Origin of the sequence: Streptomyces sp. BK340 (assembly GCF_007827595.1) — a bacterium.
Taxonomy (GTDB): Bacteria; Actinomycetota; Actinomycetes; order Streptomycetales; family Streptomycetaceae; genus Streptomyces.
Genome location: NZ_VISR01000018.1, coordinates 169,449 through 195,824, shown reverse-complemented (window position 1 = coordinate 195,824; position 26,376 = coordinate 169,449). Strand labels below are relative to the sequence as shown.

Below are 26,376 nucleotides of genomic sequence, written 5' to 3'. Positions count from 1 at the left end.
GCCGTGGCGACGGTCCTGGCGGTCTCGCTCGGCGCTGCCGCGTGCGGCGGCGGTAAAGACAGCAACGACAACAGCGGTGGTGGCGCCGGCTCGAAGGACGCGGCGCTGAACTCCATCGTCAACGCGTCGAGCAAGAAGGGGGGGACGGTCAATCTTGAGGACTCCGACGTTCCGGACTCCCTGGACCCGGGCAACACGTACTACGGCTTCGTGCAGAACTTCTCGCGTCTGTACGCCCGTACGCTCGTCACCTTCAAGCCGGCTGCTGGCAAGGACGGCCTGACCGTCGTCCCCGACCTCGCCGACTCCCTCGGCAAGGCCAGCGCCGACGCCAAGACGTGGACGTACCACCTGCGTTCGGGCCTGAAGTTCGACGACGGCACGCCGATCACGTCCAAGGACGTGAAGTACGCGGTCGAGCGCTCCAACTTCGCGCCGGAGGCCCTGTCCAACGGCCCCACGTACTTCAAGGCGTACCTGAAGGGCGGCGACAAGTACAAGGGCCCCTACAAGGACAAGAAGGGGATCGACTCGATCGAGACCCCGGACGACCAGACGATCGTCTTCCACCTGGCCAAGCCCTTCGCCGACTTCGACTACCTGGCGACCTTCTCCCAGACGGCCCCCGTGCCGCAGGCGAAGGACGACGGCGCGAAGTACGTCCAGCACATCGTGTCCTCCGGCCCCTACAAGTTCGCCTCGTACGAGGAGGGCGCCAGCGCCTCCCTCGTCCGCAACCCGAACTGGGACCCGAAGACGGACCCGATCCGCAAGGCGCTGCCGGACAAGATCAACGTCAAGTTCAAGGTCAACCCGGTCACGGTCGACAACGACCTGCTCGCCGACAAGATCACGGCGGACATCACCGGCGCCGGTGTGCAGCCGCAGACCCAGCCGAAGGTCCTGAGCGGCAAGTACGCCAAGCAGACGGACAACTCGTACGCGGGTGCCACGGGCTACATGGCCCTGAACCAGCACGTCGCCCCGTTCGACAACGCCCACTGCCGCAAGGCCGTCCAGTGGGCCCTCGACAAGCAGTCGGTCATCGACGCCATGGGCGGTGCGCCCAAGGGCGACGTGGCCACCACGCTGCTGCCGCCGTCGGTCAACGGCTACACCAAGTTCGACACCTACGCCACGCCGGGTCACAAGGGTGACGCGGCCAAGGCCAAGGACGAGCTGAAGCAGTGCGGCAAGCCGAGCGGCTTCTCCACCGTGCTGACGGCCCGCGCCGACCGCCCCGCCGAGGTCGCGGCCGCCACGGCCATCCAGAACTCGCTCAAGGGCGTCGGCATCAAGGTCGACATCAAGCAGTTCCCCTCCGGTAAGTACTTCTCCAACTTCGCCGGTGTCCCGAGCTACGTCCACTCGCACAAGCTCGGCATGATGATGATGGCGTGGGGCGCCGACTGGCCGACCGGCTACGGCTTCCTGGACCAGATCATCGACGGTTCGGCCATCAAGCCCTCGGGCGGCAACAACCTGATGGAGCTGAACGACCCGAAGATCAACAAGGCTCTGTCGGACGCCATCTCCAACACCGACTCCGCGGCCCGCACCAAGGCCTGGGGCGACATCGACAAGATGGTCCTGGACAACGCCTCGGTCGTCCCGCTGATCTACCGCAAGAACCTGCTGATCAGGCCTACGTCCGCGACCAACGTCACGGTCACGCAGGCGTACCTCGGCATGTACGACTACACGCTGCTGGGCTCCTCCAAGTAACAGCAGGCCGGATACCCCTGAAAGGCAGGTGAAGGCACCGGGCGGCCGGGACGGACACACTCCGTCCCGGCCCCCCGGAGCCGGACAGCTGTGGCTGCGTACATCATCCGACGCGTCTTCGGCGCTTTGGTGCTGCTGCTGGTGGTCAGCGCAGTCACCTTCGCAATCTTCTTCCTGGTCCCCCGCCTGGGCGGCCAGACGGCCACCCAGCTGGCCACCCAGTACGTCGGCAAGGACGCCAACCCCGAGTCCATCGCCGCGATCAAGAAGAACCTGGGCTTCGACCAGCCCATCTACATCCAGTACTGGGACTACCTCAAGGGCCTGTTCGTAGGCGCGGACTACAAGTTCGGTCCCGACGCCACGCACTGCAGCGCCCCCTGCTTCGGGTACTCCTTCAAGAGTCACGTCGAGGTGTGGCCGCAGCTCACGCAGCGCATCCCGGTCTCCTTCTCGCTGGCCGTCGGCGCGGCCGTGATCTGGCTGATCTTCGGTGTCACCACCGGTGTCATCTCCGCACTGCGCAAGGGCAAGCCGGTCGACCGCATCTCGATGTTCATCGCGCTCGCCGGCGTCTCGCTCCCGATCTTCTTCACCGGACAGGTCATCAACGTCCTGTTCATCTACCAGTGGCCCATCTGGGACAGCACCGACTACGTGCCCTTCACCCAGAACCCGGGTGAGTGGGCCTGGCACCTGTTCCTGCCCTGGGTCAGCCTCGCGTTCCTCTTCTCCGCCACCTACGCCCGGCTCACCCGGGCGGGCATGCTCGAGACGATGAGCGAGGACTACATCCGGACGGCCCGGGCCAAGGGTCTGCGGGAGAGCACGGTCGTCACCAAGCACGGCCTGCGCGCGACCCTCACCCCGATCGTCACCATCTTCGGCATCGACTTCGGCACCCTCATCGGCACCGCGGTGCTCACCGAGACGGTCTTCTCCCTGCAGGGCATCGGCGCATACTCGATCCAGGCCATCAAGGACAACGACCTGCCCATCGTGATGGCCGTGACCCTGGTCGCCGCCTTCTTCATCGTCTTCTCCAATCTGGTCGTCGACCTGGTGTACGCAGCCATCGACCCCCGCGTGAGGTACTCGTGAGCAAGCTCGAAAAGGCGGCACTGGGCGAACCGGCCACGGACGTCGCCGCCCCTTCCGATGCCGACGACGCGTTCCTCTCCGTTCGCGATCTGCGCATCCACTTCAACACCGACGACGGCCTGGTCAAGTCGGTGGACGGCGTCAGCTTCGACGTGCGGCGGGGCCAGACCCTGGGCATCGTGGGCGAGTCGGGCTCCGGCAAGTCCGTGACGTCCCTCGGCCTCATGGGTCTGCACCGCGCGGCGAACGCCAAGGTCTCCGGCGAGGTGTGGCTGGACGGCCAGGAGCTGATCGGCGCCGACCCGGACGAGGTGCGCCGGCTGCGCGGCCGCAAGATGGCGATGATCTTCCAGGACCCGCTGTCCGCGATGCACCCGTACTACAAGGTCGGGACGCAGATCGTCGAGGCCTACCGGGTCCACAACAAGGTCAGCAAGAAGGTGGCCCGCACGCGCGCCATCGAGATGCTCGACCGGGTCGGCATCCCCGAGCCCGCCAAGCGCATCGACGGCTACCCGCACGAGTTCTCCGGCGGTATGCGCCAGCGCGCCATGATCGCGATGGCGCTGGTCAACAACCCCGAACTGCTCATCGCGGACGAGCCGACCACCGCCCTCGACGTCACCGTCCAGGCGCAGATCCTCGACCTGATCCGGGACCTGCAGAAGGAGTTCGGCTCCGCGGTCATCATGATCACGCACGACCTCGGCGTGGTCGCCGAGATCGCCGACGACGTCCTGGTGATGTACGGCGGCCGGTGCGTGGAGCGCGGACCGGTCGGGGAGATCTTCGACCAGCCGCAGCACCCGTACACCTGGGGCCTGCTCGGCTCGATGCCGCGCATCGACCGTGAGACGGCCGAACGGCTCACCCCGGTCAAGGGCCAGCCGCCGAGCCTCATCAACGTCCCCTCGGGTTGTGCCTTCCACCCGCGCTGCCCGTACGCGGACCTTCCCAAGGGGAACGTCACCCGCACGGTGCGCCCCGAGCTGCAGCAGGTGGAGGGCGGCCACTGGTCCGCCTGTCACCTCTCGGCCGAGGACCGCACGCGGATCTGGACCGAAGAGATTGCGCCGAAGCTGTGAGTGAGACGAACAAGACAGACAACGTCGAGGACGCCGCCGGAAAGGCCGCGATCCCGCAGCAGGCGTCGGCTCCCGAGGACGGTTCCGACGAGCGTGAGGTGCTGCTCCGGGTCAAGGGCCTGACGAAGCACTTCCCGATCAAGAAGGGCCTCCTGCAGCGCCAGGTCGGCGCCGTGAAGGCCGTCGACGGCATCGACTTCGAGGTGCGCAAGGGCGAGACCCTGGGCGTCGTCGGCGAGTCGGGCTGCGGCAAGTCGACCATGGGCCGGGTCATCACCCGGCTCCAGGACCCGACCAGCGGCACGATCGAGTTCGAGGGCCGGGACATCACGCGGCTGAGCACCGGGAAGATGCGCCCGATGCGCCGCGACGTCCAGATGATCTTCCAGGACCCGTACGGCTCCCTGAACCCCCGGCACACCATCGGCTCGATCGTCTCGGCGCCCTTCCGGCTCCAGGGCGTCGAGCCCGAGGGCGGGGTGAAGAAGGAGGTCCAGCGGCTCCTGGAGCTGGTCGGCCTCAACCCCGAGCACTACAACCGCTATCCGCACGAGTTCTCCGGCGGTCAGCGCCAGCGCATCGGCATCGCCCGCGCGCTCGCCCTGAAGCCGAAGCTGGTCGTCGCCGATGAGCCGGTGTCCGCGCTGGACGTGTCGATCCAGGCCCAGGTCGTCAACCTCATGGACGACCTCCAGGAGGAGCTGGGCCTGACCTACGTGATCATCGCGCACGACCTGTCCGTCGTCCGGCACGTCTCGGACCGGATCGCGGTGATGTACCTCGGCAAGATCGTCGAGCTGGCCGACCGCAACTCGCTGTACGAGGCGCCGATGCACCCGTACACCAAGGCGCTGATGTCGGCCGTGCCGGTTCCCGACCCGAAGCGGCGGGGCACCAAGAGCGAGCGCATCCTGCTGCGCGGTGACGTCCCGTCGCCGATCGCGCCGCCCTCCGGCTGCCGTTTCCACACCCGGTGCTGGAAGGCGACGCAGATCTGCAAGACGACCGAGCCGCAGCTGCTGGAGCTGAAGCCCGGTCAGCGGGTCGCCTGCCACCACCCGGAGAACTTCGCCGACCAGGCCCCCCAGGACACGGTCCTGCTCTCGGCGGCGAAGGAGGCCTCCGAGCTGGTCGGTGAAGCGGTCCTGGAGGAGTCGGCGGAGACGTCGGCGGCGGTCGCCGCCGAGGTCGCGGCGGCCGAGGCCGAAGAGACCGAGGAGGCGCCGGCCTCGGCCGAGGAGGCGCCGGCCGAGGCCGAGCCGTCCGGGGCCGAGGCTGAGTCCGAGGCCGCTGAGGAGCCCGCGTCGGAGGAGTCGGAGTCCGCTGGCGAATCCGAGGCCGCGGCCCCCAAGTCCCAGGAGTCAACCGACAAGTAGCACATGACAACTGGGCAAAGTCATGTACATGCATGAACGGGAGAGTGCAGAGTCGTCCGTGTCCGTCCACCGACAGGCACACGCTCGAAAGGGACGACCATGGCACTCTCCCGTTCGGCACGCTTAGGGACCCTCGCCACCGCGGCGGCCTCCTTCCTGGTCATCGCCGCCGCTCCAGCCCCCACCGCGGGCGCACCCGGCATCGGCGACCCCTACTTCCCACAGCTCGGCAACGGCGGCTTCGACGCCCGCCACTACGACCTGGACATCGCCTACGACCCGGGCACCGGCCGCCTGGACGGCCGTACGACCCTCACCGCGCGCGCCACCCAGGACCTCTCCTCCTTCGACCTCGACCTGCAGCAGCTGGAGATCACGAAGGTCGAGGTCGACGGCAGACGCGCGCAGTTCACACGCGACGGCGACGAGGTCACCGTCACCCCGCGCCGAGCCCTCGCCGAGGGCCGCGAGTTCACCGTGTCCGTCACCTACGGCGGCATACCCGAGCCGCTCGGCGGCCCCATCGTCTTCGGCTCGAAGTACGGCTGGATGAAGACCGCCGACGGCGTCTTCGTCGCCTGTGAGCCCAACGCCGCCTCCACCTGGTTCCCGTCCAGCGACCACCCCGCCGACAAGGCCACCTACGACATCCGGATCAAGTCGCCCCAGGGCCTGACCGGCGTCTCCAACGGGCGGCTCGTGTCGACGTACGACCGGGGCGACTCGACGTACACGCACTGGCGCGAGAGCCGGCCCATGGCCACCTACCTCGCCACCGCCACCATCGGGAAGTTCGACGTGCAGACCGGCCGCACCCCGGGCGGCACCCCGATCTACGTCGCCATCGACCCCGTCCTGAAGAACAGCAACAACGTCGACGTGTACGCCGTCACGGCCGCCGCCACCGACTACTGGTCGCAGGTCTTCGGGCCGTACCCCTTCGAGGAGACCGGCGCGATCGTCGACGACATGCCCGAGGCGGGGTTCTCGCTGGAGGTGCAGAGCAAGCCCGCCTACTCGGCCGTGCGCAACGAGACGACCATCGTGCACGAGCTGGCCCACCAGTGGTTCGGCGACTCGGTGAGCGTGGACCGGTGGAAGGACATCTGGCTCAACGAGGGCTTCGCCACCTACGCCCAGTGGCTGTGGGCGGAGCACCAGGGCACCCGCTCGGCCCACGACTCCTTCCTCGCCGCGTACAACGCCCGCCCCGCCGACGCGGCCTTCTGGCAGATCAAGGTGGCCGACCCGCAGCGCGACACGATGTTCGCCTCCGCCGTGTACCAGCGCGGCGCGATGACCCTGCAGGCGCTGCGGGAGCGGATCGGCGACAAGGCGTTCTTCCGGCTGCTGCCCGCCTGGACCCGGCTCCACCGGTACGGCAACGCGGACACGGCCGACTTCGTCCGCCTCGCCGAGCGGATCAGTGGGCAGCAGCTGGACGATCTCTTCGACACCTGGCTGTTCACGACAGGCAAGCCGACCCTCTAGGCCTGGCTTTGTAAGGTTCACGCCCTCTGACAGGTAAGAATGTCAGGGTGCAGCTGCAGCAACTCTTCAGTCCCTCCGTCCAGCACACGCTCGATGTCATCGGCATCTTCGTGTTCGCGATCTCCGGCGCCCTGCTGGCCGTCCGGAAGAACTTCGACGTGTTCGGCATCGCCGTGCTCGCCGAGGTCACCGCGCTGGGCGGAGGGCTGTTCCGCGACGTGGTCATCGGGGCCGTGCCCCCGGCCGCCTTCACGGACCTCGGGTACTTCTTCACCCCGCTCTTCGCCGCGCTCGTGGTCTTCTTCCTGCATCCGCACGTGGAGCGCATCCAGTCGGCGGTGCTCGTCTTCGACGCGGCCGGCCTCGGTCTGTTCTCGGTCTCCGGTACGACGAAGGCGTACTCCTACGGCCTCAACCTGACCGCGTCCGCGACCCTGGGCCTCGCCACCGCGGTCGGCGGTGGCGTGCTCAGGGACGTGCTCGCCAACGAGGTTCCCTCGCTGCTGCGCTGGGACCGCGACCTGTACGCGGTCCCGGCGATCGTCGGCTCCAGCATGGTGGTGCTGTGCATCCACTACGACGTCCTGACCTCGTTCACCAGCGGGCTCGCGGTGGTCACCGCTTTCGTGCTGCGCCTGCTGGCGATGAGGTACCACTGGCGAGCGCCGCGCGCGTGGAACCGTCGCTCGACGGTGTCGGAGGAGTAGACCCGGCGGACCGGCCGGTCCCGGTGAGGGACCGGTCCGCGCCCCTGGCGCGGTTCTGGCCCATCTCCAGGGTCAGCCAGCGGAACACCGTGGTGACCTGCGGCCGCCACAGCGCCATGGTGTGCCCGCCCGCGCTGCGCGGCAGGAACACCACGTGCACGGTCGTCGGAGCCTTGGCGACGGACTCCAGTGCCACGCCCGCCTGGTAGCCGTCGCCGGACTCGCCGGAGAAGTACAGCGCGATCCGGGGTGGTGCGGCCGCCTTCTTGAGAAGCAGGTAAGGATTGTTCTCGGCGCGCAGCGTGGGGTTCTGGGCGGCGAGGGAGTTGCGCTCGCCTATCGGGTCGTTGTAGCCCGACATGCTCACCGCGGCCCGGTACCGGTCCGGGTGCGCCACGGCCAGCTTGACCGCGCAGTGCGCGCCCGCCGAGTACCCGGCCACCGCCCAGCCCTGCGGGGCCGGCTGGGCCCGGAAGTTGTCCGTGACCATCTTCGGCACGTCGATGCTGAGCCAGCTGTCGGCGTTGACCTGGCCGGGGATGTTCGCGCAGCCCGTGTCCACACCGGCCAGCAGGTTGGTGCGCGGGGCGACCAGGATGAAGGGCGCCACCTGGCCGCTCCTCATCAGCGGCAGCAGCTGCTCGTGCGTCTTCATCGACCCGAACCAGGCCTTCGCCGAGCCGGGGTAGCCCGGCAGCAGCTCCACGACCGGGAACTTCTTGTTGCGGTAGGCCGGCTCGTTGTACTGGGGCGGCAGCCAGACGTAGACCTCTGCGTTCACGCCGGAGACCCGGCCCTTGAGCTGGGTGACGCGCACCCCGCCGGCCGCGCGCATGCCCGGGCCGTCGGCCCGCGTGAAGTTCTGCCTGACCTTGGGCAACCGTTTCAGCGCTATGCCGCCGGTACCGTCCCGGCCGAGGTCGGCGGCCTGCTGGACGTGATTGCCGGTGCCGAGCAGGTCGGCCCAGTTGTCGTACAGGTTGTTCTGGTTGTTGACCAGTACGAACACCAGCGTGACGGCCGTGCCCTGGGCGAACAGCAGCATCAGCACCCGGGCGGCGGCGCGCAGGGCCCTCGGCCCCCGCATCCTCGACCACAGGACGAGCGGCAATATGACGGCGACCACGGAGAGCACGATGGTCGTGTAGAGGAACGGAGTCCCGGTGAGGCTCATGTCCCCATAGAGGGGAATCGGGGGCCCGGGGTTGTGGACGTGTCGGGACACTTACCTAGAAATTGCCGGAACCTCACCCGGCAGGGGGGCCTCACCCCATCCTGCCATCCGCCCGGCGGGATCATGTCACCTGTCCGCAACATACAAAGCTACCGCTTAGTAATTTCCTGTTGTACGGTTCAGTCATGCCAGAAGCAGCTTCCGCACCCGCTCTCGGCTTCGCTCGAGCGGGGGGACCCTCATCGTCGCGGGCCGTGATCGGCGACAGCGAGTTCGACCGCGACACCGCGGTCACCCGGCGCGAGCCCGGGGTCTACGACATCGACCTCTCCGCCGGCTGGACCATCATCAACGCCGTCAACGGCGGCTATCTGCTGGCCGTGCTCGGCCGGGCCCTCGCGGACGCCCTCCCGCACCCGGACCCCTTCACCATCTCGGCGCACTACCTGACCGCGTCCCAGCCGGGCCCGGCGGTCGTCCGCACCGAGCCGGTCCGCACCGGCCGCACCCTCTCCACCGGCCAGGCCTCGCTCTTCCAGTACGACGACCAGGGCAACGAGGTCGAGCGCATCCGCGTCCTCGCCTCCTACGGCGACCTCGCCGCCCTCCCCGACGACGTCCGTACGACGGCGATCCCGCCCGCGATGCCGCCCATGGAGCAGTGCTTCGGCCCGGACGACTCCCCGGCTCCGGTCCCGGGCAGCTCGGCCATCGCCGACCGGCTGATGCTCAAGCTGGACCCCGCCACCCTCGGCTGGGCGCTGGGCGCGCCCTCCGGCAAGGGTGAGATGCGAGCCTGGTTCGGCCTCGCCGACGGCCGTGACGCCGACCCGCTCTCGCTGCTCCTCGCGGTGGACGCCCTTCCGCCCACCGCCTTCGAGATCGGCATCAAGGGCTGGGTGCCCACGGTCGAACTCACCGTCCACGTCCGCCACCGCCCGGCCCCCGGCCCGCTGCGTGTGTCGATCACCACGCGCAACCTGGCCGGCGGCTTCCTGGAGGAGGACGCGGAGGTCTGGGACAGCCAGGACCGCCTGGTCGCCCAGTCCCGCCAGCTCGCCCGAGCCCGGCTCACCTGACCGGGACGGCCCGGTCAGGCCCGGTCGAGGGGCCGGCGGCCCATCCAGGCCGCCAGCTGCTCGTAGACGCCCGCACCCTCGGCTGCCCGGTGGCGGGCGTCGAAGGGGGTGTTCTCGTCGCGCGGACGGGAGTCGGGCAGTACCTGGCGGGCGGTGGCCAGCGCGAACTCGGCCAGCTCCGGGTCGAGTTCCGCGGGGTGGCCGAGGGCCTCGGAGAGGTCCCAGGTGTGGGTCACGATCTCCATGACGTAGCCGGAGAGCGCCGCGTGGCCGGGGACCTCGCCCCAGGGCACGCGCACCGGGCTCGTCATCCGCTCGTCAGCCTCCCAGGCCTTCAGGACACGGACGCGCACCTCGTCGTAGGCGGCCGCCCAGCCGTCGTCCGCGACGCCGTCGGCGAACGGGTGCATCGCGAGCCCGTCGCCGCCCTCGCCGACCACGGCGATCCGCCGGGTGCCGCCGACGATGTGGCTCAGCAGGGCCCGTACGTCGAACTCGGTACAGGGCGTGGGGCCGTCGAGCTGATCGGGACGCACCGTCTTGATGAGCGCGGCCGCCTGCTCGGTGGCGCGGGTGTAGACGGGGCGCGGGTCGATGGTGTTCATGGGATGCCTCTCCGTAGGTCGGTGCAGTGAGGTTCCCTCGATAACCTGACAGTTTCCGTCAGGTTTTTTCGGGTCGGGATTTTGTCGGGTCCCGCGGCTGCCGCCGGTCGGCCGCCGGCCGCCTCAAGCCCCGGCCGGTGCCGACGAGAGGGCTCCCCGTACGGTCCGGCACCGCCGCCGTGAATTGCTCCGGCCGCCCGCCCGGCGGGATCCTGTCGGCGTGAAGTCCGACCGGCTGCTGTCGATCCTGCTGCTCCTGCAGACCCGGGGCCGCGTCCCCGCGCACGAACTCGCCGACCGGCTGGAGGTGTCGGTCCGCACCATCTACCGGGACGTCGAGGCCCTGTCGGCCTCCGGCGTCCCCGTGTACGCCGAGCGCGGCCGGCACGGCGGCATCGAACTCCTCGCCGGTTTCCGCACGGACGTCACCGGCCTCACCGCGGACGAGTCCCGCGCCCTGTTCATCCTCGCCGCCCAGGGCGCCCACGCCGCACTCGGCCTCGACGCGGCACTCGGCTCGGCCCTGCGCAAGGTGATGGCCGCTCTGCCCGCGCCGCACCGGCCCGCCGCCGAGGTCACCAGCCGCCGCATCCTGGTCGACGCCACCCGCTGGCGCAGCGGCCCGCAGCGGGCCGTCGACCTGGAGGTGCTCCAGGATGCGGTGTTCTGCGACCGGCGGCTCAGGCTGCGCTACCGGCACAGCGGGGAGCGGGAGCCGCGGACGTACACCGTGGACCCGTACGGCCTGGTCGCCAAGGCCGGGGTCTGGTACCTGGTCGCCGACCGGCGCGGCGCACCCCGGCTGTTCCGCGCCGACCGGGTGCGCTCGGCACGCCTGCTGGACGACCCGGTGCGGCGCCGGCCCGGTGTCGAACTCGCCGATGTCTGGGAGGTGCTGCGCCGGCAGGTGGAGGAGCGCCCGGAGGACGGGATCGACGTCACGGTACGGATCCGACGCGAGCGGCTCGACATGTTCCAGCGCATGGCCGCCGGGCAGCTGACCGGACTCCCCGACGACGACGGGGAGAGCGACTGGGTCACCGCGCTGCTGTCGTACCCGGTGCTGCGCGCCGTGCGCCAACTGCTCGCGTTCTCCGACCAGGTGGAGATACTCGACCCGCCCGAGGCGCGCGCGGAGCTGCTGCGGGCGGTCCGCTCTGTCACGGCCGTGTACCAGGGGGCGGACCGGGGCGAGGAGTGAAATCCCAGGTGAGTGGCGGTACTTGGGGTGTGCTTTACCCGGTTGACAGGCGTCGGACAGGGCGGCCCCAAGAACGCCCCAGCCGCCGTTGGTTGAGTGCCCGCCTCAGGATTCCCTCATCTTCCGCGGAGCTGACTCTCATGAAGCGTGCACGCCTCGTCCCCGCCGCAGCCCTGCTGGCGCTGTCCCCGCTGCTGCTCACCGCGTGCGGCTCGGGCGACTCCTCGTCGACCAGCGGCGACCCCGGCGGGCAGTCCTGCCAGGCGCCGTCCGGCATGCCGACCGGCGGCACGGGCCGCCGGCCGAGCGGGGCACCGTCCGGCGCACCTTCGGGTGCCTCCACGGCCGGGCCGACCGGGTCGCCGTCGGCCCCGCCGAGCGGTGCGCCCTCGGGCATGCCGAGCGGCGCCCCAGGCGGTGGCCAGGGCGCTCCCGGGGGCGGGCAGGGCGGCGGCTGCGGCGGTCCCGGCGGTGGTCGGGCCGCAGGGCAGGGCGGGGCACAGGCCGGGGGACAGGCTCAGCAGGGCTGATCGACGGGGTCGTGCGGCAGTACGGCCGGCCGGCGGCAGGGGGGCGGTGCGCTCGGCGGGACGGGCGCACCGCCCCCCTGCGCGTGTGCCGCGGCCGGTGGCCGGTCAGTCCAGCCAGTGCCGGCGGCCGATGCTGATGAGCCGCATCTGCCGGATGGCGAGCTGGGCGACGCGCTCCCGCTCGTCCGTGGATCCCTCCAGGGTCTCCAGGAAGAGCGACGCGGTGATGAGCATCTGATCGACGTAGAGATGCGCGAGCATCAGCACGTCGTCGTCGCTCCAGCCTTCGGCCTGCGGGTCCTTGGCCAGCTCGGCCTTCACCTCCTCGGCGAACCGGGCCAGTTGGGACTGGATGGCCTCGCGCACGGGCTGCACCCCGCCGTGCCGCTCGCGGGCGATGAAACGGACGTGGGCGGGATGGGCGTCCACGTGGTGCGCGATCAACTCGATCGCGCGCGTGATGCGCTCCTCGCTGTCGCCCGCCGTGGACACCGTCGTCCGCACCATCGGGTGCAGGCTGCCCAGAGCCTCGTCGACCAGGGCGACGCCGAGGTCGGCGGTGGAGCGGAAGTGCCGGTAAAAGGCGGTCGGGGCGACACCGACGGCGCGGGTGACCTCGCGCAGACCGAGGCTGCTCAGGCTCTGCTCCTCCAGCAGCGCGAGCGCCGCGTCCAGGAAAGCCTGCCGGGTCTTCTGCTTCTGGGCCTGCCGGATGCCGAGGGTGTGACTCATGTCATCCAGTTAACAACTGTTCTCTGGAATTTTAAAGCCGCCGGAGGCGCTAGACTCAAAGTCAGTGAACAACTGTTACTACAACTGTTCACCGAAACTTCACAGGAGCCAGACCCAAGGCATCTCGGAGGGGGGATCTGATCCCATGTTGTTCCTCGTCGTCGCACTCATGCTGCTCGGCGTCGTACTGGGCACCGTCGCTCACGTACCGCTGACCGTCACCGTCACCGCGGCCGCTTTCATCGCCGCCTGGCTCGCCGTCTTCGCGATCCGCGAGCGCCACAGCCGCCGCCGCGGCACCTCGGTCGACTGACCTTCCGGAACGATTTCCAGGAGCTGAGCACCATGCAACTCACTGCACCGGCCACCGGCCGCACCGACACCCGCCCGCAGGCGCGGGACGCCGACGGGATGGCCGTGGCGTCCTTCATCCTCGGCCTTCTCGGCCTGCTCGTCCTCAACCTCTTCCTCGGCCCGATCGCCATCGCCCTGGCCGCGGTCGCCCTCTGGCGCGGCACGACCCGACGCGGCCGCGCCTACCTGGGCCTGACCCTGGGCATCGCGGACCTGGCAGTCCTGGCGATCGCCATGGAGATGTCCCACACGGTGTCCTGGAGCCTCTGAGCCCGACCGGCAACACCCGAAGAAGCCAGGGCCCCGAGGACGACGGGGCACTGCCGCACAGCAGCGCAGGTCGTCGCGCCGTCGACCGCCGTGGCGAATCACCGCGAGCCGCTGTATCGCCGACCTCGTGGCGACGCATCGCCGCACCATCGACCGCATCGCCGTCCCCGGTACCGCCGACCGCCGCAGCGAGGCACCCGCCGCACCGCCGCACCGCCGACTGCGCTGGGGCGACCCACCACCGACCGCCGGACTTCCGGCCGCTGTGGGGTGACGTATCGCCGACTGCCGGACTTCTGGCTGCCGTGTCGCCGACCGTCGTGGCCACGCACTGTCGACCGCCGACCGTTGTACCGCCGACCTCGTGGCGACGCATCGCCGACCGCTGTGCCGTCGGCCGCCGTGGCGACGATCGCCGTCCGCCGGACCCCCGGCCGCCATGTCGCCGACCGCCGTGGGCAGACGTTCCGCGGGGCGGAACGGGTGGGCACGGCCGACAGTGCCGGGCATGCCATCACCGACGCCAGGTGCAGCCCACGCCAGGTGCACCCGCAGCCCACGCGAGCCGCACCCGCAGCCGACGTAGGCCGCACTTGCAGCCCAGGCGCCGCGCCCGCAGCCGGTATGAGCCGAACCCGCAACCGACATGAGCCGAGCCCGAAGCCGAGGCGAGCCGCGCTCGTCCCCCCCGCAAGGCGCCGCACGGCACTCCGTGGGCAAGCCCCACCGCAAGGGCTCGTAGAATCGGGCTCACCATGGCTTACCTCGACCACGCCGCCACGACACCGATGCTCCCGGAGGCGGCAGAGGCCCTGACCGCCCAGCTGAGCATCACCGGCAACGCGTCCTCCCTGCACGCCTCCGGCCGCCGGGCCCGCCGCACGGTCGAGGAGTCCCGCGAAACCCTTGCCGAAGCACTGGGCGCCCGCCCCAGCGAGGTGGTCCTCACCTCGGGCGGCACCGAGGCCGACAACCTCGCGGTGAAGGGCCTGTACTGGTCCCGCCGCCAGGCCGACCCGGCCCGCACCCGCGTCCTGGCCAGCCCCGTCGAGCACCACGCCGTACTCGACGCCGTGCACTGGCTCGGCGAACACGAGGGCGCCACCGTCGAGTACCTCCCCGTCGACTCCTACGGCCGCGTCCACCCCGAGGCCCTGCGCGAGGCCATCGCCCGCAACCCCGAGGACGTCGCCCTGGCCACCGTGATGTGGGCCAACAACGAGATCGGCACCATCCTGCCGGTCCGTGAACTCGCCGACGTCGCGGGCGAGTTCGGCATCCCCCTGCATGCCGACGCGGTCCAGGCCTTCGGGCAGCTCCCGGTCGACTTCGGCACCTCCGGCCTCGCCGCGATGACGGTGTCGGCCCACAAGATCGGCGGCCCGTACGGCATCGGGGCGCTGCTTCTCGGCCGCGAGCACACCCCCGTACCCGTCCTGCACGGTGGCGGCCAGGAACGCCACGTCCGCTCCGGCACCCTCGACGTCCCCGCCGTCGCCTCGTTCGCGGTGGCCGCCCGCGTCGCCGCCGGGCAACAGGAGCGGTTCGCCCGCGAGATCGGCGCCCTGCGGGACCGGCTGGTCGACGCCGTCCGCGCGGCGGTGCCGGACGCCATCCTCGGCGGCGACCCGGCACCCGGGGGCCGCCTCCCGGCCAACGCCCACTTCACCTTCCCGGGCTGCGAGGGCGACTCCCTGCTGCTCCTGCTGGACGCCCAGGGCATCGAGTGCTCCACCGGCTCCGCCTGCACCGCGGGCGTCGCCCAGCCCAGCCACGTCCTGCTGGCCACCGGCACCGACCCGGACCTGGCCCGCGGCACCCTGCGCTTCTCCCTCGGCCACACCTCCACGGACGCCGACGTCGACGCCCTCGCCAAGGCGATCGGGCCGGCCGTGGAGCGGGCCCGCGCGGCGGGGCTGACGTAGCGGCGGCGCAGCCGGTGCGGGCCCGGCGTGACGCCTCAGGCCCGCGCCCGCCGGACCAACCCCAGGTAGCGGTCCCAGTCCCAGTGGCGCCCGGGGTCCGTGTGGTCCGTCCCCGGCACCTCCACGTGCCCGATGACGTGCTCCCGGTCGACGGGTATGCCGTAACGCCCGCATATCGCCGCCGTCAGCCGCGCAGAGGCCGCGTACATCGCGTCCGTGAAGGAGGAGGGGTCCTCCACGAAGCCCTCGTGCTCGATGCCGACGCTGCGCTCGTTGTACTCCCGGTTGCCCGCGTGGAAGGCCACGTCCAGCTCCCGGATCAGCTGGGTGATCCGGCCGTCCTCGCGCACGATGTAGTGCGCCGCCGCACCGTGCGCGGGGTCCTGGAAGACCTGCACCGCCGACGAGTACCCGCCCTGGGTGACATGGATGACCACCCGGTCGATGCGGTAGTCGTCCGGCCGGTCCGCCCGCCGGTAGTTCGCCGCCGAGGCCGGCACCCAGCGCGCGCCCCGGAAGTCGACGGCCCCGGCCACCCGCCGCTTCTCCACCCCGGGCAGCCGCCACCACAGCCGGGACAGCTCGTCCCGGGCCAGCACGGCCGTACCCACGGCGGCCGCGGCCCCGCCGATGAGCAGGGCACGCCGCCCCAGCCGCCGGTCCCCGTCCTTCGCCGGCACCCCGGTCGTCTCCTCAGGCGTCACCCCCATGTGATCGTCAACGGATATCCGGCGGCCGCGGTTCCCGCGCCCCGTACTCTGGAAGGGCTATGACTGACACCCCGCAGCGCCCCCGCCCCCTCCGCGTCCTCGCCGCCATGTCCGGTGGGGTCGACTCCGCCGTCGCCGCCGCGCGGGCCGCGGAAGCCGGCCACGACGTCACCGGCGTCCATCTCGCGCTCTCCGCGAACCCCCAGTCCTTCCGCACCGGCGCGCGGGGCTGCTGCACCATCGAGGACTCGCGCGACGCCCGCCGCGCCGCCGACGTCATCGGCATCCCGTTCTACGTCTGGGACCTCGCCGACCGCTTCCGCGAGGACGTCGTCGAGGACTTCATCGCCGAGTACGAGGCCGGCCGCACCCCGAACCCCTGCCTGCGCTGCAACGAGAAGATCAAGTTCGCCGCGCTGCTGGACAAGGCGCTGGCCCTCGGTTTCGACGCCGTCTGCACCGGCCACTACGCGCAGGTGATCGTCAAGGAGGACGGCTCCCGCGAGCTGCACCGCGCCTCCGACATGGCCAAGGACCAGTCGTACGTCCTCGGCGTCCTGGACGAGAAGCAGCTCGCCCACGCGCTGTTCCCGCTCGGCGACACGGTCACCACCAAGGAGGAGATCCGCGCGGAGGCCGAGCGCCGGGGCCTGGCGGTCGCCAAGAAGCCCGACTCGCACGACATCTGCTTCATCGCCGACGGCGACACCCAGGGCTTCCTGGCCCAGCGGCTCGGCAAGGCCGAGGGCGACATCGTCGACGAGTCCGGCGCCAAGGTGGGCACGCACGAGGGCGCGTACGGCTTCACGATCGGCCAGCGCAAGGGGCTGCGCATCGGCAACCCGGCCGCCGACGGCAAGCCGCGCTACGTCCTCGACATCTCCCCGGTGAACAACACCGTGACCGTGGGCCCGGCCGCCGCCCTGGACGTCACCGCGCTGACGGCGATCAAGCCGCGCTGGTGCGGCGGCGCCCCGTCCGGCCCCGGCACCTACACCGCCCAGCTCCGTGCCCACGGCGGCGAGACCGAGGTCACCGCGGAACTCGTCGACGGCGAACTGCGCGTCAGCTTCACCGAGCCGGTCCGGGGCGTCGCCCCGGGCCAGGCGATCGTCCTGTACGACGGCACGCGCGTCGTCGGCTCGGCGACGATCGCGTCGACCGTACGGGCCGCGGCAGCGGCGGTCTGAGCGGCCCGCTCACCGGGTGAGGAACTCGGCCAGCACCGGGCCGAGGACCGCCGGTTCCACCATGTGGGTCTGCCCCTCCAGCACCTGGTACGTGCTCTGGGGCAGCGCCTGCGCGAGCGCGCGGTTCGCTTCGAGCATCCACGCGGGGCTCGCCCCGCCCGCGGCCACGAGGACCGGCACGGAGATCCCGGACAGCCGCTCGCGCGGCAGCAGGCCGTCGCCCATGACCGCGTCGTCGTACGCCAGGCTCGGTGCGACGGCCTCCATGCCGGCCCACATGGGCGACTGACGCGCGCCCCGGATCATCTCCTCGCCCAGGCCCGTCAGCCGCAGGAACAGCTCCACCGCGTCCCCGCGCCGGCCCTCGGCGAGCGCCTGGTTCAGGTTCTCCTTGTACGCGGCCTCCCGCTCGGCGCCGCCGTCCAGGAAGTCCGCGAACGGCACCTCGTACACGGCGGCCTGACGCACCGGCAGGCCGCTCGCCGCCGCCTCCAGCACCAGCGCACCACCCGAGGAGACCCCGAACAGCGCCTGCGCACCGCCCACCGCCTCGATCAGCGCGGCCAGGTCCTCGACCTCGCGCTGCACCGCGTACGGCGTGGTGTCACCGCTCTCGCCGCGGCCCCTGCGGTCGTAGACGACGGCCGTGCAGCGGTCCGCCAGACGGTGCGCCAGGGGCGTCACGGTGCCGCCTGTGGACATCGCGCCGCTCACCAGGATCACCGTCGGCCCCTGGCCGATCACTCCGTACGCGAGGGAGGTGCCGTCGCGGGAAGTCGTCATCTTGTCCATGCCGGTGCAGACTGCCGTACGGCACGGATTTCAGCGGTCACGACACGTCGGCCTCGTAGAAGCAGTAGTGGTCCCTGATCTCCGCCACGCCGGGCTTCGGGTCCGGGTACGCCCACACCAGGTCGGGCGCGTCCGGCAGCGACCAGTAGGACGCGGTGCCCTTGAAGGGGCAGACGGTGTGGGTGTCGGAGGGCGTGAGCAGGTCGAGGCGGACGTCCTCGGCGGGAATGTAGTACCGCACCGGTGAGCCGGTCTCGCGCAGTACGAGGGGACGGTCGGTCTCCGCGAGCACCTGGTCGCCGTGCACCACGCGCACGTGCTGTCCGCCCTTTTCGATGGTGATCGTGTGTCCTGTGGTCATGTCCGAACAGCGCGCGCGGGCCCGTACTTCTTCCCGCGTACGGTGGGGGACATGAACATCTGCGTCTTCCTCTCCGCCGCCGACCTCGACGAGCGCTACACGGGCCCCGCGCGCGACTTCGCGAAGCTGCTCGGCAAGGGCGGGCACACCCTGGTCTGGGGCGGATCCGACGTCGGCCTGATGAAGGTGGTCGCCGACGGGGTGCACGAGGCGGGCGGCAGGCTGGTGGGCGTGTCCGTGGAGTTCCTGGCGGCGAAGGCGCGGCCCGGCGTGGACGAGATGGTCATCGCCGCCGACCTCGCCGAACGCAAGAAGCTGCTTCTGGAGAAGGCCGACGCCGTGGTGATCATGGTGGGCGGCACCGGGACGCTCGACGAGGCCACCGAGATCCTGGAGCTGAAGAAGCACGGCCGCACCGAGAAGCCGGTGGTGCTGCTGAACACGGCCGGTTTCTACGACGGCCTCCAGCTGCAGTTCCGCCGCATGGAGGACGAGGGTTTCCTGCCCCGCCCGCTGTCCGAGCTGGTCTTCTTCGCCGAGGAGCCGGCCGCCGCACTGGCCTACCTGGAAGCTGTGACATCAGCGGCTGCCGCCGCGGGTCCGCACTCCGGATGATGCGAACATGGCGGGCATGGCTACACATGTGATCACCGGGGCCGGTTCCGGCATCGGCGCGGCCGTCGCCCGCCGTCTGCACGCGCGCGGGGACGAGATCGTCCTGCACGCGCGCGACGCAGGCCGCGCGAAGGAGCTGGCCGCCGAGTACCCCGGGGCGCGCACCCTGGTGGGCGACCTGGCCGACCCCGACAAGCTCTCCTGGGCGTTCTCCCACCAGACGCTCCCGGACCGGGTCGACTCGCTGCTGCACATCGCCGGCGTCGTGGACCTCGGCGAGGTCGGCGAGCTGACCCCCAAGACCTGGCGCCACCAGCTCAACGTCAACCTGGTCTCCCCGGCCGAGCTGACCCGGCACTTCCTGCCCCAGCTCCGCGCCGCCCGCGGCCATGTGATCTTCGTCAACTCCGGTGCCGGCCTGAGCGCCCACGCCGGCTGGTCCGCGTACGCCGCCTCCAAACACGGTCTGAAGGCCCTGGCCGACTCCCTGCGCCATGAGGAGCACGGCAACGGCGTCCGTGTGACCTCCGTCTACCCCGGCCGCACGGCCAGCCCCATGCAGGCGAAGGTCCACCAGCAGGAGGGCAAGGACTACGACCCCGCCCGGTGGATCGACCCCGAGTCGGTCGCGACGACGATCCTGATGGCCCTGGACCTGCCGGGGGACGCGGAGGTCAACGACCTGACGGTGCGACCGGGGCGGTGACAGGGGATGACGGCGGGAGGACCTCGCCCCCCGCCACCCCTGCTCTCGCTTCCCGGCTGACCTGGCCCGATGCTGCGGCCACTTCTCGGCCTACCGAGTCGGGTGGTGGGCGGGCACAGGCAGGGGGTCCGGGGGGCGGAGCCCCCTCGTGCGTCGGACGGCTTACGCTTCCGGGGTGAGCGAGACCAGCCATTTCACCTTCAGCTCCGCCACCGGCATCGGGTCCATGCCCGGAGGGGACGCGCGGGAGGCCGCCAAGACCGTCACCGGCAGTGTCGAGGACTTTCCGTTCCTGGCCGAGCTGCCCGCCCGAGGCCCCGGCGCCGACATGATCGGACGGACCGCCGGCATGCTGGTCGAGCTGTACGCGCGCGTGGAGCCCAGCGGCTGGCGGATCGGTGACCGGCCGGGCCGCGACACCAAGCGGGCCCGGTCCTGGCTGGGGGAAGACCTCGACGCCCTGGAGGAGTTCACCCAGGGCTACGAGGGCGACCTCAAGGTCCAGGCGGTCGGACCGTGGACGCTGGCCGCCGCCCTGGAACTGAGGAACGGCGAGTCCGCCCTGTCCGACCCCGGCGCCTGCCGCGACCTCGCCGGCTCGCTGGCGGAGGGCCTGCGGCTGCACCTCGGCGAGATGCGGCGCCGCGTCCCCGGTGCCCGGCTGGTCCTCCAGCTGGACGAGCCCTCCCTCACCGCCGTGCTGCGCGGACAGGTCCGCACCGCCAGCGGCTACCGCACGCACCGGGCCGTGGACCGGCAGGTCGTGGAGGCCACCCTGCGGGACGTCATCGGGGTGCACGAGGGCGGACCCGTCGTCGTCCACTCCTGTGCGCCCGACGTCCCGTTCGCCCTGCTGCGCCGGGCCGGAGCCGACGCGCTCTCCTTCGACTTCTCGCTCCTCACCGAACGTGACGACGACGCCATCGGCGAGGCCGTGGAAGGCGGTACACGGTTGTTCGCCGGTGTCGTCCCGGGCACGGACGGCCCATTGTCAGACCCTGCCGGTAGCGTCATGGGTGTCAGGACGTTGTGGCGCAGGCTGGGGCTGCATCCGGGGTTGCTCGCGGAGGCGGTCACGGTCACCCCGGCGTGCGGTCTCGCGGGCGCTTCCCCCGCCTGGGCACGCCAGGTGCTCGCCCACTGCGTCCGAGCGGCGAGATCACTCGCGGACAACCCAGAGTAACGGGAGGACCACACGGTGGCCGGCGACAAGCAAGCGGAGACGACGACGGTGCCCGCAGAGGCCCGCGAGAAGCACGCCCTGCTCGCGGAGCAGGTCGAGGAGCACCGCTTCCGGTACTACGTGAAGGACGCTCCCGTCGTCAGCGACGCGGAATTCGACCAGCTCCTCAAGACGCTCGAGGCGCTGGAGGAGCAGTACCCGGAGCTGCGCACGCCGGACTCGCCGACCCAGAAGGTCGCGGGGTCGTACGAGACGGAGTTCACGGCGGTCGAGCACCGCCAGCGGATGCTCTCCCTGGACAACACCTTCAACGACGAGGAACTGGCCGCCTGGGCCGACCGCATCGCCAGGGAGCTGGGCGACCAGGAGTACCACTTCCTGTGCGAGCTGAAGGTGGACGGCCTCGCCGTCAACCTCACCTACGAGCGCGGCCGTCTCACGCGCGCCGCCACCCGCGGCGACGGCCGCACCGGCGAGGACATCACCCCGAACGTCCGCACGATCGCGGAGATCCCGGACCGCCTCCGGGGCGACGACGTCCCCGACCTCGTGGAGATCCGCGGCGAGGTCTACTTCCCGATGGAGAAGTTCGAGGAGCTGAACGCCAGGCTGGTCGCCGCTGGCGACAAGCCGTTCGCCAATCCCCGCAACGCCGCCGCCGGTTCGCTGCGCCAGAAGGACCCGCGGGTCACCGCCACCCGCCCGCTGCACATGGTCGTCCACGGCATCGGCGCCCTGGAGGGCTTCACGGGCATGACCCGTCTCTCCCAGGCCTACGACCTGCTCAAGACCTGGGGCCTGCCCACCTCCACGCACAACCGGGTGGTCGACGACCTGGACGGCGTACGGGAGTTCATCGCCCACTACGACGGCGAGAACCGCCACTCCGTGGAGCACGAGATCGACGGCGCCGTCATCAAGCTGGACGAGATCCGGCTCCAGGGCCGACTCGGGTCCACCGCCCGGGCCCCGCGCTGGGCGATCGCGTACAAGTACGCGCCGGAAGAGGTCAACACCAAGCTCATCGACATCAAGGTGGGCGTCGGCCGCACCGGCCGCGTCACGCCGTACGCGCAGGTCGAGCCGGTCACGGTCGCGGGCAGCGAGGTCGAGTTCGCCACCCTGCACAACCAGGAGGTCGTCAAGGCCAAGGGCGTGCTCATCGGCGACACCGTGGTGATCCGCAAGGCCGGTGACGTCATCCCGGAGATCCTCGGTCCGGTGGTCGACCTGCGGGACGGCGCCGAGCGGGAGTTCGTGATGCCGAGCGAGTGCCCCGAGTGCGGGACGCCGCTGCGGCCCATGAAGGAGGGCGACATCGACCTCCGCTGCCCCAACGCGCGTACCTGCCCGGCCCAGTTGCGCGAGCGCGTCTCCTACCTCGCGGGCCGTGAGTGCCTGGACATCGAGAACTTCGGTGCGGTGGCCGCCGCAGCGCTGACCCGCCCGCTGGAGCCGGCCGACCCGCCCCTGGTGGACGAGGGCGACCTGTTCGACCTGACGGTGGATAAGCTGCTGCCCATCAAGGCCTACGTCCTCGACCCGGACAGCGGCCTGCCCAAGCGTGACCCCAAGACGGGCGAGGAGAAGGTCGTCACGGTCTTCGCCAACCAGAAGGGCGAGCCGAAGAAGAACACCCTCGCACTGCTGGAGAACATCGAGGCGGCCAAGGCCCGCCCGCTGGCCCGCTTCCTGAACGGACTGTCCATCCGGCACGTCGGCCCGGTGGCGGCGCAGGCCCTCGCGCGCGAGTTCCGCTCCATCGACCGCATCGAACAGGCCACCGAGCAGGAGCTGGCCACCACCGACGGCGTCGGTCCCATCATCGCCGCCGCCCTCAAGGAGTGGTTCGCCGAGGACTGGCACCGCGAGATCGTCCGCAAGTGGAAGGCGGCCGGAGTCCCGCTGGAGGACGAAACGTCCGGCGAGGACGAGGGGCCGCGCCCGCTGGAGGGTCTCACCGTCGTCGTGACCGGCACGCTGGAGAACTTCACCCGGGACGGCGCCAAGGAGGCGCTGCAGAGCCGCGGTGCGAAGGTGACCGGTTCGGTTTCGAAGAAGACCTCGTTCGTCGTGGTGGGCGACAACCCGGGATCGAAGTACGACAAGGCCATGCAGCTCAAGGTTCCGGTTCTGAACGAGGACGGTTTCGGCGTCCTGTTGGAGCAGGGTCCCGAGGCGGCGACGGAAGTCGCGCTTCCGACCGGGGAGTAGCGGTTGAAGGCCACCCGTTCGGCGCATATCAGTTGCATACGGGTGGCCCGGGCTCATTCGGGCAACCGTCGACGACCGCTGCCCGAGGAAGCCTTCCGCGGCCTACTGTTGAGGTGTGCACCTGCCGTGCCCAGCTGCGGCTGGGGCATCCCCCTGCCCGTGAAGGGCACGAGGAAGGTTTCTTCGACGCGGAGCCGCTGATGGTTGTCGGGCATCGGGCCGCGTGGCGTGTGCACCGCCGGCTGTGAGAGGGACGGGAATGGAACCGACCGAGAGCGCCGCCCCGGACTCACGGCTGCGCCTGCGCCGCCGTGCGGTCGCCTGGCGGGGGATCCGGTGGACCGGGTGGGGCGCCGAGCGCACGGGCACTCGGGCGCGTCCGGCCGGACCGGGCACCGCGACCGAGGCACACGCACCGGTTCCGCCGGCCATCGAGGCCGCCCCCGTGCTGCCCGGCACCGACCCCGAACGGCATCTGTCCTGGCCCGCGTTGCCCGCGGGCCTCGTGGCGGCCGCCGGATTCGCCCTGGGCGCGGGCTTCTACGGTGCCTTCAGCGGCAACCACGCCCTCTTCCCGGGCGGCACGCTCGGCTGGTCGCTGGCCGTGCTCACCGGCACCATCGTCGGCCACCTCGTGATGCTCGGCCGCGCCCGCTGGTGGGGCGGCACGGGCTCCGGCGCGGCCCTCACCCTCGCCGTCCTGCTGCTGTACGGCTGGGTGCCCGCCGGGATGGTCAGCCTCACCGTCGTCGTCCTGGTCGGCATAGCCAGGCGGAACCGCTGGCGGCAGGGCGTGCTGCACGGCGCCGTGGACATCCTCGGGATCAGCGCCGGCGCCCTGGTGCTCGGCTCGTTCGGGCGCGTACCGACGGTCGAGGATCCCTGGAGCCCGGACAGCTGGAGCATCACCACCGTGCCCGAGGTGGTGCTCGTCGCCGCCGCCTATCTCCTGGTCAGCCGTGGCCTGCTGTGGTACCTGCACGCGCCGCGCGGCGGCGGACTGCCCACCGTCGCCCGTACCGCCCTGGTCAGGCAGGGCCTGGTCGCCGTCGCGCTGCTCGGCATCGCCCCGCTGGTGTGCGTGGTCGCCGACGCCCAGCCGATCCTGCTGCCGCTGTTCGCCATCCCGCTGATAGCCCTCGACTCCACGCTGTGGATGGCCCGGGCCCGGGCCGAGGAGCAGCTCCGCGACCCGCTGACCGGACTGCCCAACCGGCAGTGGCTGCTGGAGCGGATCTGGACCGCCCTCGACGACGCCGAGCGCATCGGCGCCCGCACCGCCCTCATGCTGATCGACCTCGATCGTTTCCGGTCGGTGAACGACACCCTCGGTCATCTCGCCGGTGACCGGCTGCTGCTGCAGATAGCCGACCGGCTGCGGATCGCCCTCCCGCGCGGCGCGGAGGCGGCCCGGCTCGGCGGTGACGAGTTCGCCGTCTTACTGCCCGTCGCCGACTCCACCACGTCGGCCACGCGGGTCGCCCGCGGCCTCGTCGCCGCCCTCAGCTCCCCGCTCGACCTCGACGGGCTCACCCTCGTCCTGGAGGCCAGCGCGGGCGTCGCCGTCTTCCCGGACCACGCGCTGGACGCCGAGGGGCTGCTGCGGAGGGCGGACGTGGCGATGTACCAGGCGAAGCGGGACCGTACGGGCGTCGAGGTCTACGAGTCCAAGCGCGACTCCAACACCCCGGACCGGCTGGGCCTGCTGGGCGATCTGCGCCGGGCGCTGGACGCGCAGGAGGTGCAGTTGCACTACCAGCCGAAGGTCCGCTTCGACGGACAGGTCGCCGGCCTCGAGGCCCTGGTGCGGTGGGTGCATCCCGAGCGCGGGAAGGTGCCGCCGGACGAGTTCATAGCGATAGCCGAGTCCTCGGGGCTGATGCCCCATCTGACGGAGTACGTGCTGGAGACCGCGCTCGCGCAGGTCGCCCGCTGGCGGGCCCAGGGGCTGCGGGTGCCGGTGGCCGTGAACGTCTCCCCGCGCGACGTCCACACGCCCGGCTTCGCGGGCTCCGTCGCCGCCCGGCTGGCCCGGCACGGAGTGCCCGCGGGAGCGCTCCAGCTGGAGATAACCGAGCACGTGCTGCTGGAGGACCCGCAGCGGGCCGCCGACACGCTCGCCGGGCTCACGGGGCACGGCGTGAAGATGTCCCTGGACGACTTCGGCACCGGGTACTCCTCACTGGTGCATCTGCGGCGGCTGCCCGTGAGCGAGCTGAAGATCGACCGGTCCTTCGTGGCCCGGCTGGCCGTGGACACGGAGGACGCGGAGATCGTGCGCTGCACGGTCGACCTGGCGCACTCGCTGGGGCTGCTGGTCGTCGCCGAGGGGGTGGAGGACGACGAGACCTGGGAGCGGCTGCGGGATCTCGGGTGTGACGCGGTGCAGGGGTGGCTGGTAGCCGCGGCGATGCCTCCGGACGAGACGACGGCCTGGCTGCGGGCGCGTGGGTCCCGCGGGTGGCAGCGGCCGCGTGCCGCGCTTCCGGCAGCCGAATAACTTCTCCCACCCGCCTGTCCGTCACAGCCCGGTCGCGCGGTGCCGTCTCCCGTGGGGCCGACCGCCGTCGGCGGCTGCCGGTGCTCCGCCGCCCGCGAAGCGGCCGATCAGCAATGCCAACCGCCTTTCGTGCGCGTGCTCCGGCAGCCGGCCACTGCGCATCGGCGTCGCCGGCCCGTGCAGCCCCGTCCAGAACGTCTCCGTCAGCAGGTCGGGGTCGTCGCCCTCGGCCGCGATCGGCTGCACGGCGGCGAACAGCTCGCCGAACGCCGCCCGCACCGGCTCCGGCGCCTCCTCCGTGGCGAACGGCAGGTTCACGAGGGGGGTGCACATCGCGGCGTAGAGGGCCGACCGGCGCCGCGCGAAGGACATGTACGTCTCCGCCACCGCCGCCGGCGACTCCCGCACGCCCCGTGCCTCGGCGCGCGCCGAGGCCGGCTCGGCCGCCAGGTCCGCGCAGCCCTGCACCACGACCGCCGCCGCGATCGCGCTCTTGCCCTTGAAGTGGCTGTAGAGGACCGGCTGGCTGTACTCGATCTCGGCGGCCAGCCGTCGTGTGGTCACCGCGTCCCAGCCCTCCGCCTCCGCCAGTTCCCGTGCGGCCGTCATGATCAGCCGCTCGCGTTCCGCTCGTTCGCGCTCCCGGCGCGTCTGGATCGGCATGGCCGTGATTCTAGCGCCGCTAGCACTTCTGTCGACGCTCTGGTAGCTTCACTCTTGTCCCTAGCGCTGCTAGCAAGGAGAAGGCAC

26 protein-coding genes are annotated in these 26,376 nt (G+C 71.2%); 19 read left to right on the top strand and 7 right to left on the bottom strand.

Translation table 11 applies throughout. From position 1 onward, the window contains the following. Positions 1-3: 3 nt before the first annotated feature. The 6 genes from FB157_RS28715 (at position 4) to FB157_RS28690 (ending at position 7,485) form a co-directional block, all read left to right on the top strand. The gene (locus FB157_RS28715; RefSeq protein WP_391336365.1) at positions 4-1,725 is read left to right on the top strand and encodes an ABC transporter substrate-binding protein; all 1,722 of its coding nucleotides are present in this window, start codon (positions 4-6) and stop codon (positions 1,723-1,725) included. 90 nt (positions 1,726-1,815) lie between these two features. Further along, a complete protein-coding gene (locus FB157_RS28710; RefSeq protein ID WP_145883556.1) occupies positions 1,816-2,826 on the top strand; it encodes an ABC transporter permease in 1,011 nt (336 codons plus the stop codon). Beyond that, entirely contained in the window at positions 2,823-3,911 is a 1,089-nt protein-coding gene (locus FB157_RS28705) for an ABC transporter ATP-binding protein (RefSeq protein ID WP_145883555.1), read from the top strand. Before FB157_RS28710 ends, FB157_RS28705 begins: the two co-directional genes overlap by 4 nt. After that, positions 3,908-5,287: an ABC transporter ATP-binding protein gene (locus FB157_RS28700; protein ID WP_145883554.1), complete on the top strand. Its 1,380-nt coding sequence runs from the start codon at positions 3,908-3,910 to the stop codon at positions 5,285-5,287. Before FB157_RS28705 ends, FB157_RS28700 begins: the two co-directional genes overlap by 4 nt. Positions 5,288-5,386: 99 nt before the next feature. Beyond that, positions 5,387-6,778, top strand: coding sequence for a M1 family metallopeptidase (locus FB157_RS28695; RefSeq protein WP_145883553.1), 1,392 nt, complete (start codon positions 5,387-5,389; stop codon positions 6,776-6,778). 47 nt (positions 6,779-6,825) lie between these two features. Beyond that, positions 6,826-7,485 (top strand): trimeric intracellular cation channel family protein, encoded by a 660-nt coding sequence (locus FB157_RS28690; protein ID WP_186581721.1) that lies wholly within the window; start codon positions 6,826-6,828, stop codon positions 7,483-7,485. Here the strand turns inward: FB157_RS28690 and FB157_RS28685 are convergent. Further along, entirely contained in the window at positions 7,394-8,659 is a 1,266-nt protein-coding gene (locus FB157_RS28685; protein ID WP_145883552.1) for an esterase family protein, read from the bottom strand. The genes FB157_RS28690 and FB157_RS28685 overlap by 92 nt on opposite strands. Before the next feature lie 185 nt (positions 8,660-8,844). On the opposite strand from FB157_RS28685, the gene FB157_RS28680 reads away from it, so the two are divergent. Further along, positions 8,845-9,738, top strand: coding sequence for a thioesterase family protein (locus FB157_RS28680; RefSeq protein WP_145883551.1), 894 nt, complete (start codon positions 8,845-8,847; stop codon positions 9,736-9,738). A gap of 14 nt (positions 9,739-9,752) precedes the next feature. Here FB157_RS28680 and FB157_RS28675 read toward each other — a convergent pair whose 3' ends face one another. Beyond that, positions 9,753-10,343, bottom strand: coding sequence for a TIGR03086 family metal-binding protein (locus FB157_RS28675; RefSeq protein ID WP_145883550.1), 591 nt, complete (start codon positions 10,341-10,343; stop codon positions 9,753-9,755). A gap of 220 nt (positions 10,344-10,563) precedes the next feature. Between FB157_RS28675 and FB157_RS28670 the strand changes: the two genes are divergently transcribed. Together FB157_RS28670 and FB157_RS28665 are read left to right on the top strand one after the other, a co-directional pair. Then, a complete protein-coding gene (locus FB157_RS28670) occupies positions 10,564-11,544 on the top strand; it encodes a YafY family protein (protein ID WP_145883549.1) in 981 nt (326 codons plus the stop codon). A gap of 140 nt (positions 11,545-11,684) precedes the next feature. Beyond that, positions 11,685-12,074: a hypothetical protein gene (locus FB157_RS28665; protein ID WP_145883548.1), complete on the top strand. Its 390-nt coding sequence runs from the start codon at positions 11,685-11,687 to the stop codon at positions 12,072-12,074. A 105-nt stretch (positions 12,075-12,179) separates the two neighbouring features. Here FB157_RS28665 and FB157_RS28660 read toward each other — a convergent pair whose 3' ends face one another. Further along, entirely contained in the window at positions 12,180-12,806 is a 627-nt protein-coding gene (locus FB157_RS28660; protein WP_145883547.1) for a TetR family transcriptional regulator, read from the bottom strand. 145 nt (positions 12,807-12,951) lie between these two features. Between FB157_RS28660 and FB157_RS47485 the strand changes: the two genes are divergently transcribed. From FB157_RS47485 to FB157_RS28650, 4 genes are all read left to right on the top strand, one after another. After that, positions 12,952-13,119, top strand: a complete 168-nt coding sequence (locus FB157_RS47485) for a hypothetical protein (protein ID WP_186581720.1) — start codon at positions 12,952-12,954, stop codon at positions 13,117-13,119. A 32-nt stretch (positions 13,120-13,151) separates the two neighbouring features. Beyond that, the gene (locus FB157_RS28655) at positions 13,152-13,430 is read left to right on the top strand and encodes a DUF4190 domain-containing protein (protein ID WP_145883546.1); all 279 of its coding nucleotides are present in this window, start codon (positions 13,152-13,154) and stop codon (positions 13,428-13,430) included. A 127-nt stretch (positions 13,431-13,557) separates the two neighbouring features. Further along, the gene (locus FB157_RS47480) at positions 13,558-13,704 is read left to right on the top strand and encodes a hypothetical protein (RefSeq protein ID WP_186581719.1); all 147 of its coding nucleotides are present in this window, start codon (positions 13,558-13,560) and stop codon (positions 13,702-13,704) included. Between the two features lie 481 nt (positions 13,705-14,185). Then, entirely contained in the window at positions 14,186-15,355 is a 1,170-nt protein-coding gene (locus tag FB157_RS28650) for a cysteine desulfurase family protein (RefSeq protein WP_145883545.1), read from the top strand. A gap of 35 nt (positions 15,356-15,390) precedes the next feature. On the opposite strand, the gene FB157_RS28645 is transcribed toward FB157_RS28650, so the two are convergent. Beyond that, on the bottom strand, positions 15,391-16,065 hold the full coding sequence (locus tag FB157_RS28645; protein WP_145883544.1) for an N-acetylmuramoyl-L-alanine amidase: 675 nt from the start codon (positions 16,063-16,065) through the stop codon (positions 15,391-15,393). 59 nt (positions 16,066-16,124) lie between these two features. Here FB157_RS28645 and mnmA point away from each other — a divergent pair, with 59 nt between their 5' ends. Then, on the top strand, positions 16,125-17,255 hold the full coding sequence (gene mnmA / locus FB157_RS28640) for a tRNA 2-thiouridine(34) synthase MnmA (protein ID WP_145883543.1): 1,131 nt from the start codon (positions 16,125-16,127) through the stop codon (positions 17,253-17,255). A gap of 9 nt (positions 17,256-17,264) precedes the next feature. Here the strand turns inward: mnmA and FB157_RS28635 are convergent, their stop codons facing one another. Together FB157_RS28635 and FB157_RS28630 are read right to left on the bottom strand one after the other, a co-directional pair. After that, positions 17,265-18,047 carry an alpha/beta fold hydrolase gene (locus tag FB157_RS28635; protein ID WP_145883542.1) on the bottom strand — a complete coding sequence of 261 codons (783 nt, stop codon included), beginning with the start codon at positions 18,045-18,047 and terminating at the stop codon, positions 17,265-17,267. 37 nt (positions 18,048-18,084) lie between these two features. Then, a complete protein-coding gene (locus tag FB157_RS28630; RefSeq protein WP_145883541.1) occupies positions 18,085-18,408 on the bottom strand; it encodes a DUF427 domain-containing protein in 324 nt (107 codons plus the stop codon). 51 nt (positions 18,409-18,459) lie between these two features. On the opposite strand from FB157_RS28630, the gene FB157_RS28625 reads away from it, so the two are divergent. The 5 genes from FB157_RS28625 (at position 18,460) to FB157_RS28605 (ending at position 25,626) form a co-directional block, all read left to right on the top strand. Then, positions 18,460-19,023 (top strand): TIGR00730 family Rossman fold protein, encoded by a 564-nt coding sequence (locus tag FB157_RS28625; protein WP_145883540.1) that lies wholly within the window; start codon positions 18,460-18,462, stop codon positions 19,021-19,023. A gap of 7 nt (positions 19,024-19,030) precedes the next feature. Continuing rightward, on the top strand, positions 19,031-19,729 hold the full coding sequence (locus FB157_RS28620; RefSeq protein ID WP_186581718.1) for an SDR family oxidoreductase: 699 nt from the start codon (positions 19,031-19,033) through the stop codon (positions 19,727-19,729). 175 nt (positions 19,730-19,904) lie between these two features. Then, the gene (locus FB157_RS28615) at positions 19,905-20,912 is read left to right on the top strand and encodes a methionine synthase (protein ID WP_145883539.1); all 1,008 of its coding nucleotides are present in this window, start codon (positions 19,905-19,907) and stop codon (positions 20,910-20,912) included. Positions 20,913-20,927: 15 nt separating this feature from the next. Further along, positions 20,928-23,126, top strand: coding sequence for an NAD-dependent DNA ligase LigA (gene ligA, locus FB157_RS28610; protein ID WP_145883538.1), 2,199 nt, complete (start codon positions 20,928-20,930; stop codon positions 23,124-23,126). A gap of 259 nt (positions 23,127-23,385) precedes the next feature. Continuing rightward, the gene (locus FB157_RS28605; protein WP_145883537.1) at positions 23,386-25,626 is read left to right on the top strand and encodes a bifunctional diguanylate cyclase/phosphodiesterase; all 2,241 of its coding nucleotides are present in this window, start codon (positions 23,386-23,388) and stop codon (positions 25,624-25,626) included. Between the two features lie 21 nt (positions 25,627-25,647). Here the strand turns inward: FB157_RS28605 and FB157_RS28600 are convergent, their stop codons facing one another. Beyond that, on the bottom strand, positions 25,648-26,289 hold the full coding sequence (locus FB157_RS28600; protein ID WP_145883536.1) for a TetR/AcrR family transcriptional regulator: 642 nt from the start codon (positions 26,287-26,289) through the stop codon (positions 25,648-25,650). Positions 26,290-26,376: the final 87 nt, after the last annotated feature.

Bases quoted from the DNA above. Each gene is read 5' to 3' on its own strand.
- FB157_RS28600 (WP_145883536.1), bottom strand. From the start codon at position 26,289: ATGCCGATCCAGACGCGCCGGGAGCGCGAACGAGCGGAACGCGAGCGG.
- FB157_RS28620 (WP_186581718.1), top strand. From the start codon at position 19,031: ATGGCGGGCATGGCTACACATGTGATCACCGGGGCCGGTTCCGGCATC.
- FB157_RS28635 (WP_145883542.1), bottom strand. From the start codon at position 18,047: ATGGACAAGATGACGACTTCCCGCGACGGCACCTCCCTCGCGTACGGA.
- FB157_RS28680 (WP_145883551.1), top strand. From the start codon at position 8,845: ATGCCAGAAGCAGCTTCCGCACCCGCTCTCGGCTTCGCTCGAGCGGGG.
- FB157_RS28605 (WP_145883537.1), top strand. From the start codon at position 23,386: ATGGAACCGACCGAGAGCGCCGCCCCGGACTCACGGCTGCGCCTGCGC.
- FB157_RS28695 (WP_145883553.1), top strand. From the start codon at position 5,387: ATGGCACTCTCCCGTTCGGCACGCTTAGGGACCCTCGCCACCGCGGCG.
- FB157_RS28665 (WP_145883548.1), top strand. From the start codon at position 11,685: ATGAAGCGTGCACGCCTCGTCCCCGCCGCAGCCCTGCTGGCGCTGTCC.
- FB157_RS28660 (WP_145883547.1), bottom strand. From the start codon at position 12,806: ATGAGTCACACCCTCGGCATCCGGCAGGCCCAGAAGCAGAAGACCCGG.
- FB157_RS28655 (WP_145883546.1), top strand. From the start codon at position 13,152: ATGCAACTCACTGCACCGGCCACCGGCCGCACCGACACCCGCCCGCAG.
- FB157_RS28650 (WP_145883545.1), top strand. From the start codon at position 14,186: ATGGCTTACCTCGACCACGCCGCCACGACACCGATGCTCCCGGAGGCG.
- FB157_RS47485 (WP_186581720.1), top strand. From the start codon at position 12,952: ATGTTGTTCCTCGTCGTCGCACTCATGCTGCTCGGCGTCGTACTGGGC.
- FB157_RS28645 (WP_145883544.1), bottom strand. From the start codon at position 16,065: ATGGGGGTGACGCCTGAGGAGACGACCGGGGTGCCGGCGAAGGACGGG.
- mnmA (WP_145883543.1), top strand. From the start codon at position 16,125: ATGACTGACACCCCGCAGCGCCCCCGCCCCCTCCGCGTCCTCGCCGCC.
- FB157_RS28675 (WP_145883550.1), bottom strand. From the start codon at position 10,343: ATGAACACCATCGACCCGCGCCCCGTCTACACCCGCGCCACCGAGCAG.
- FB157_RS28630 (WP_145883541.1), bottom strand. From the start codon at position 18,408: ATGACCACAGGACACACGATCACCATCGAAAAGGGCGGACAGCACGTG.
- FB157_RS28625 (WP_145883540.1), top strand. From the start codon at position 18,460: ATGAACATCTGCGTCTTCCTCTCCGCCGCCGACCTCGACGAGCGCTAC.
- FB157_RS28685 (WP_145883552.1), bottom strand. From the start codon at position 8,659: ATGAGCCTCACCGGGACTCCGTTCCTCTACACGACCATCGTGCTCTCC.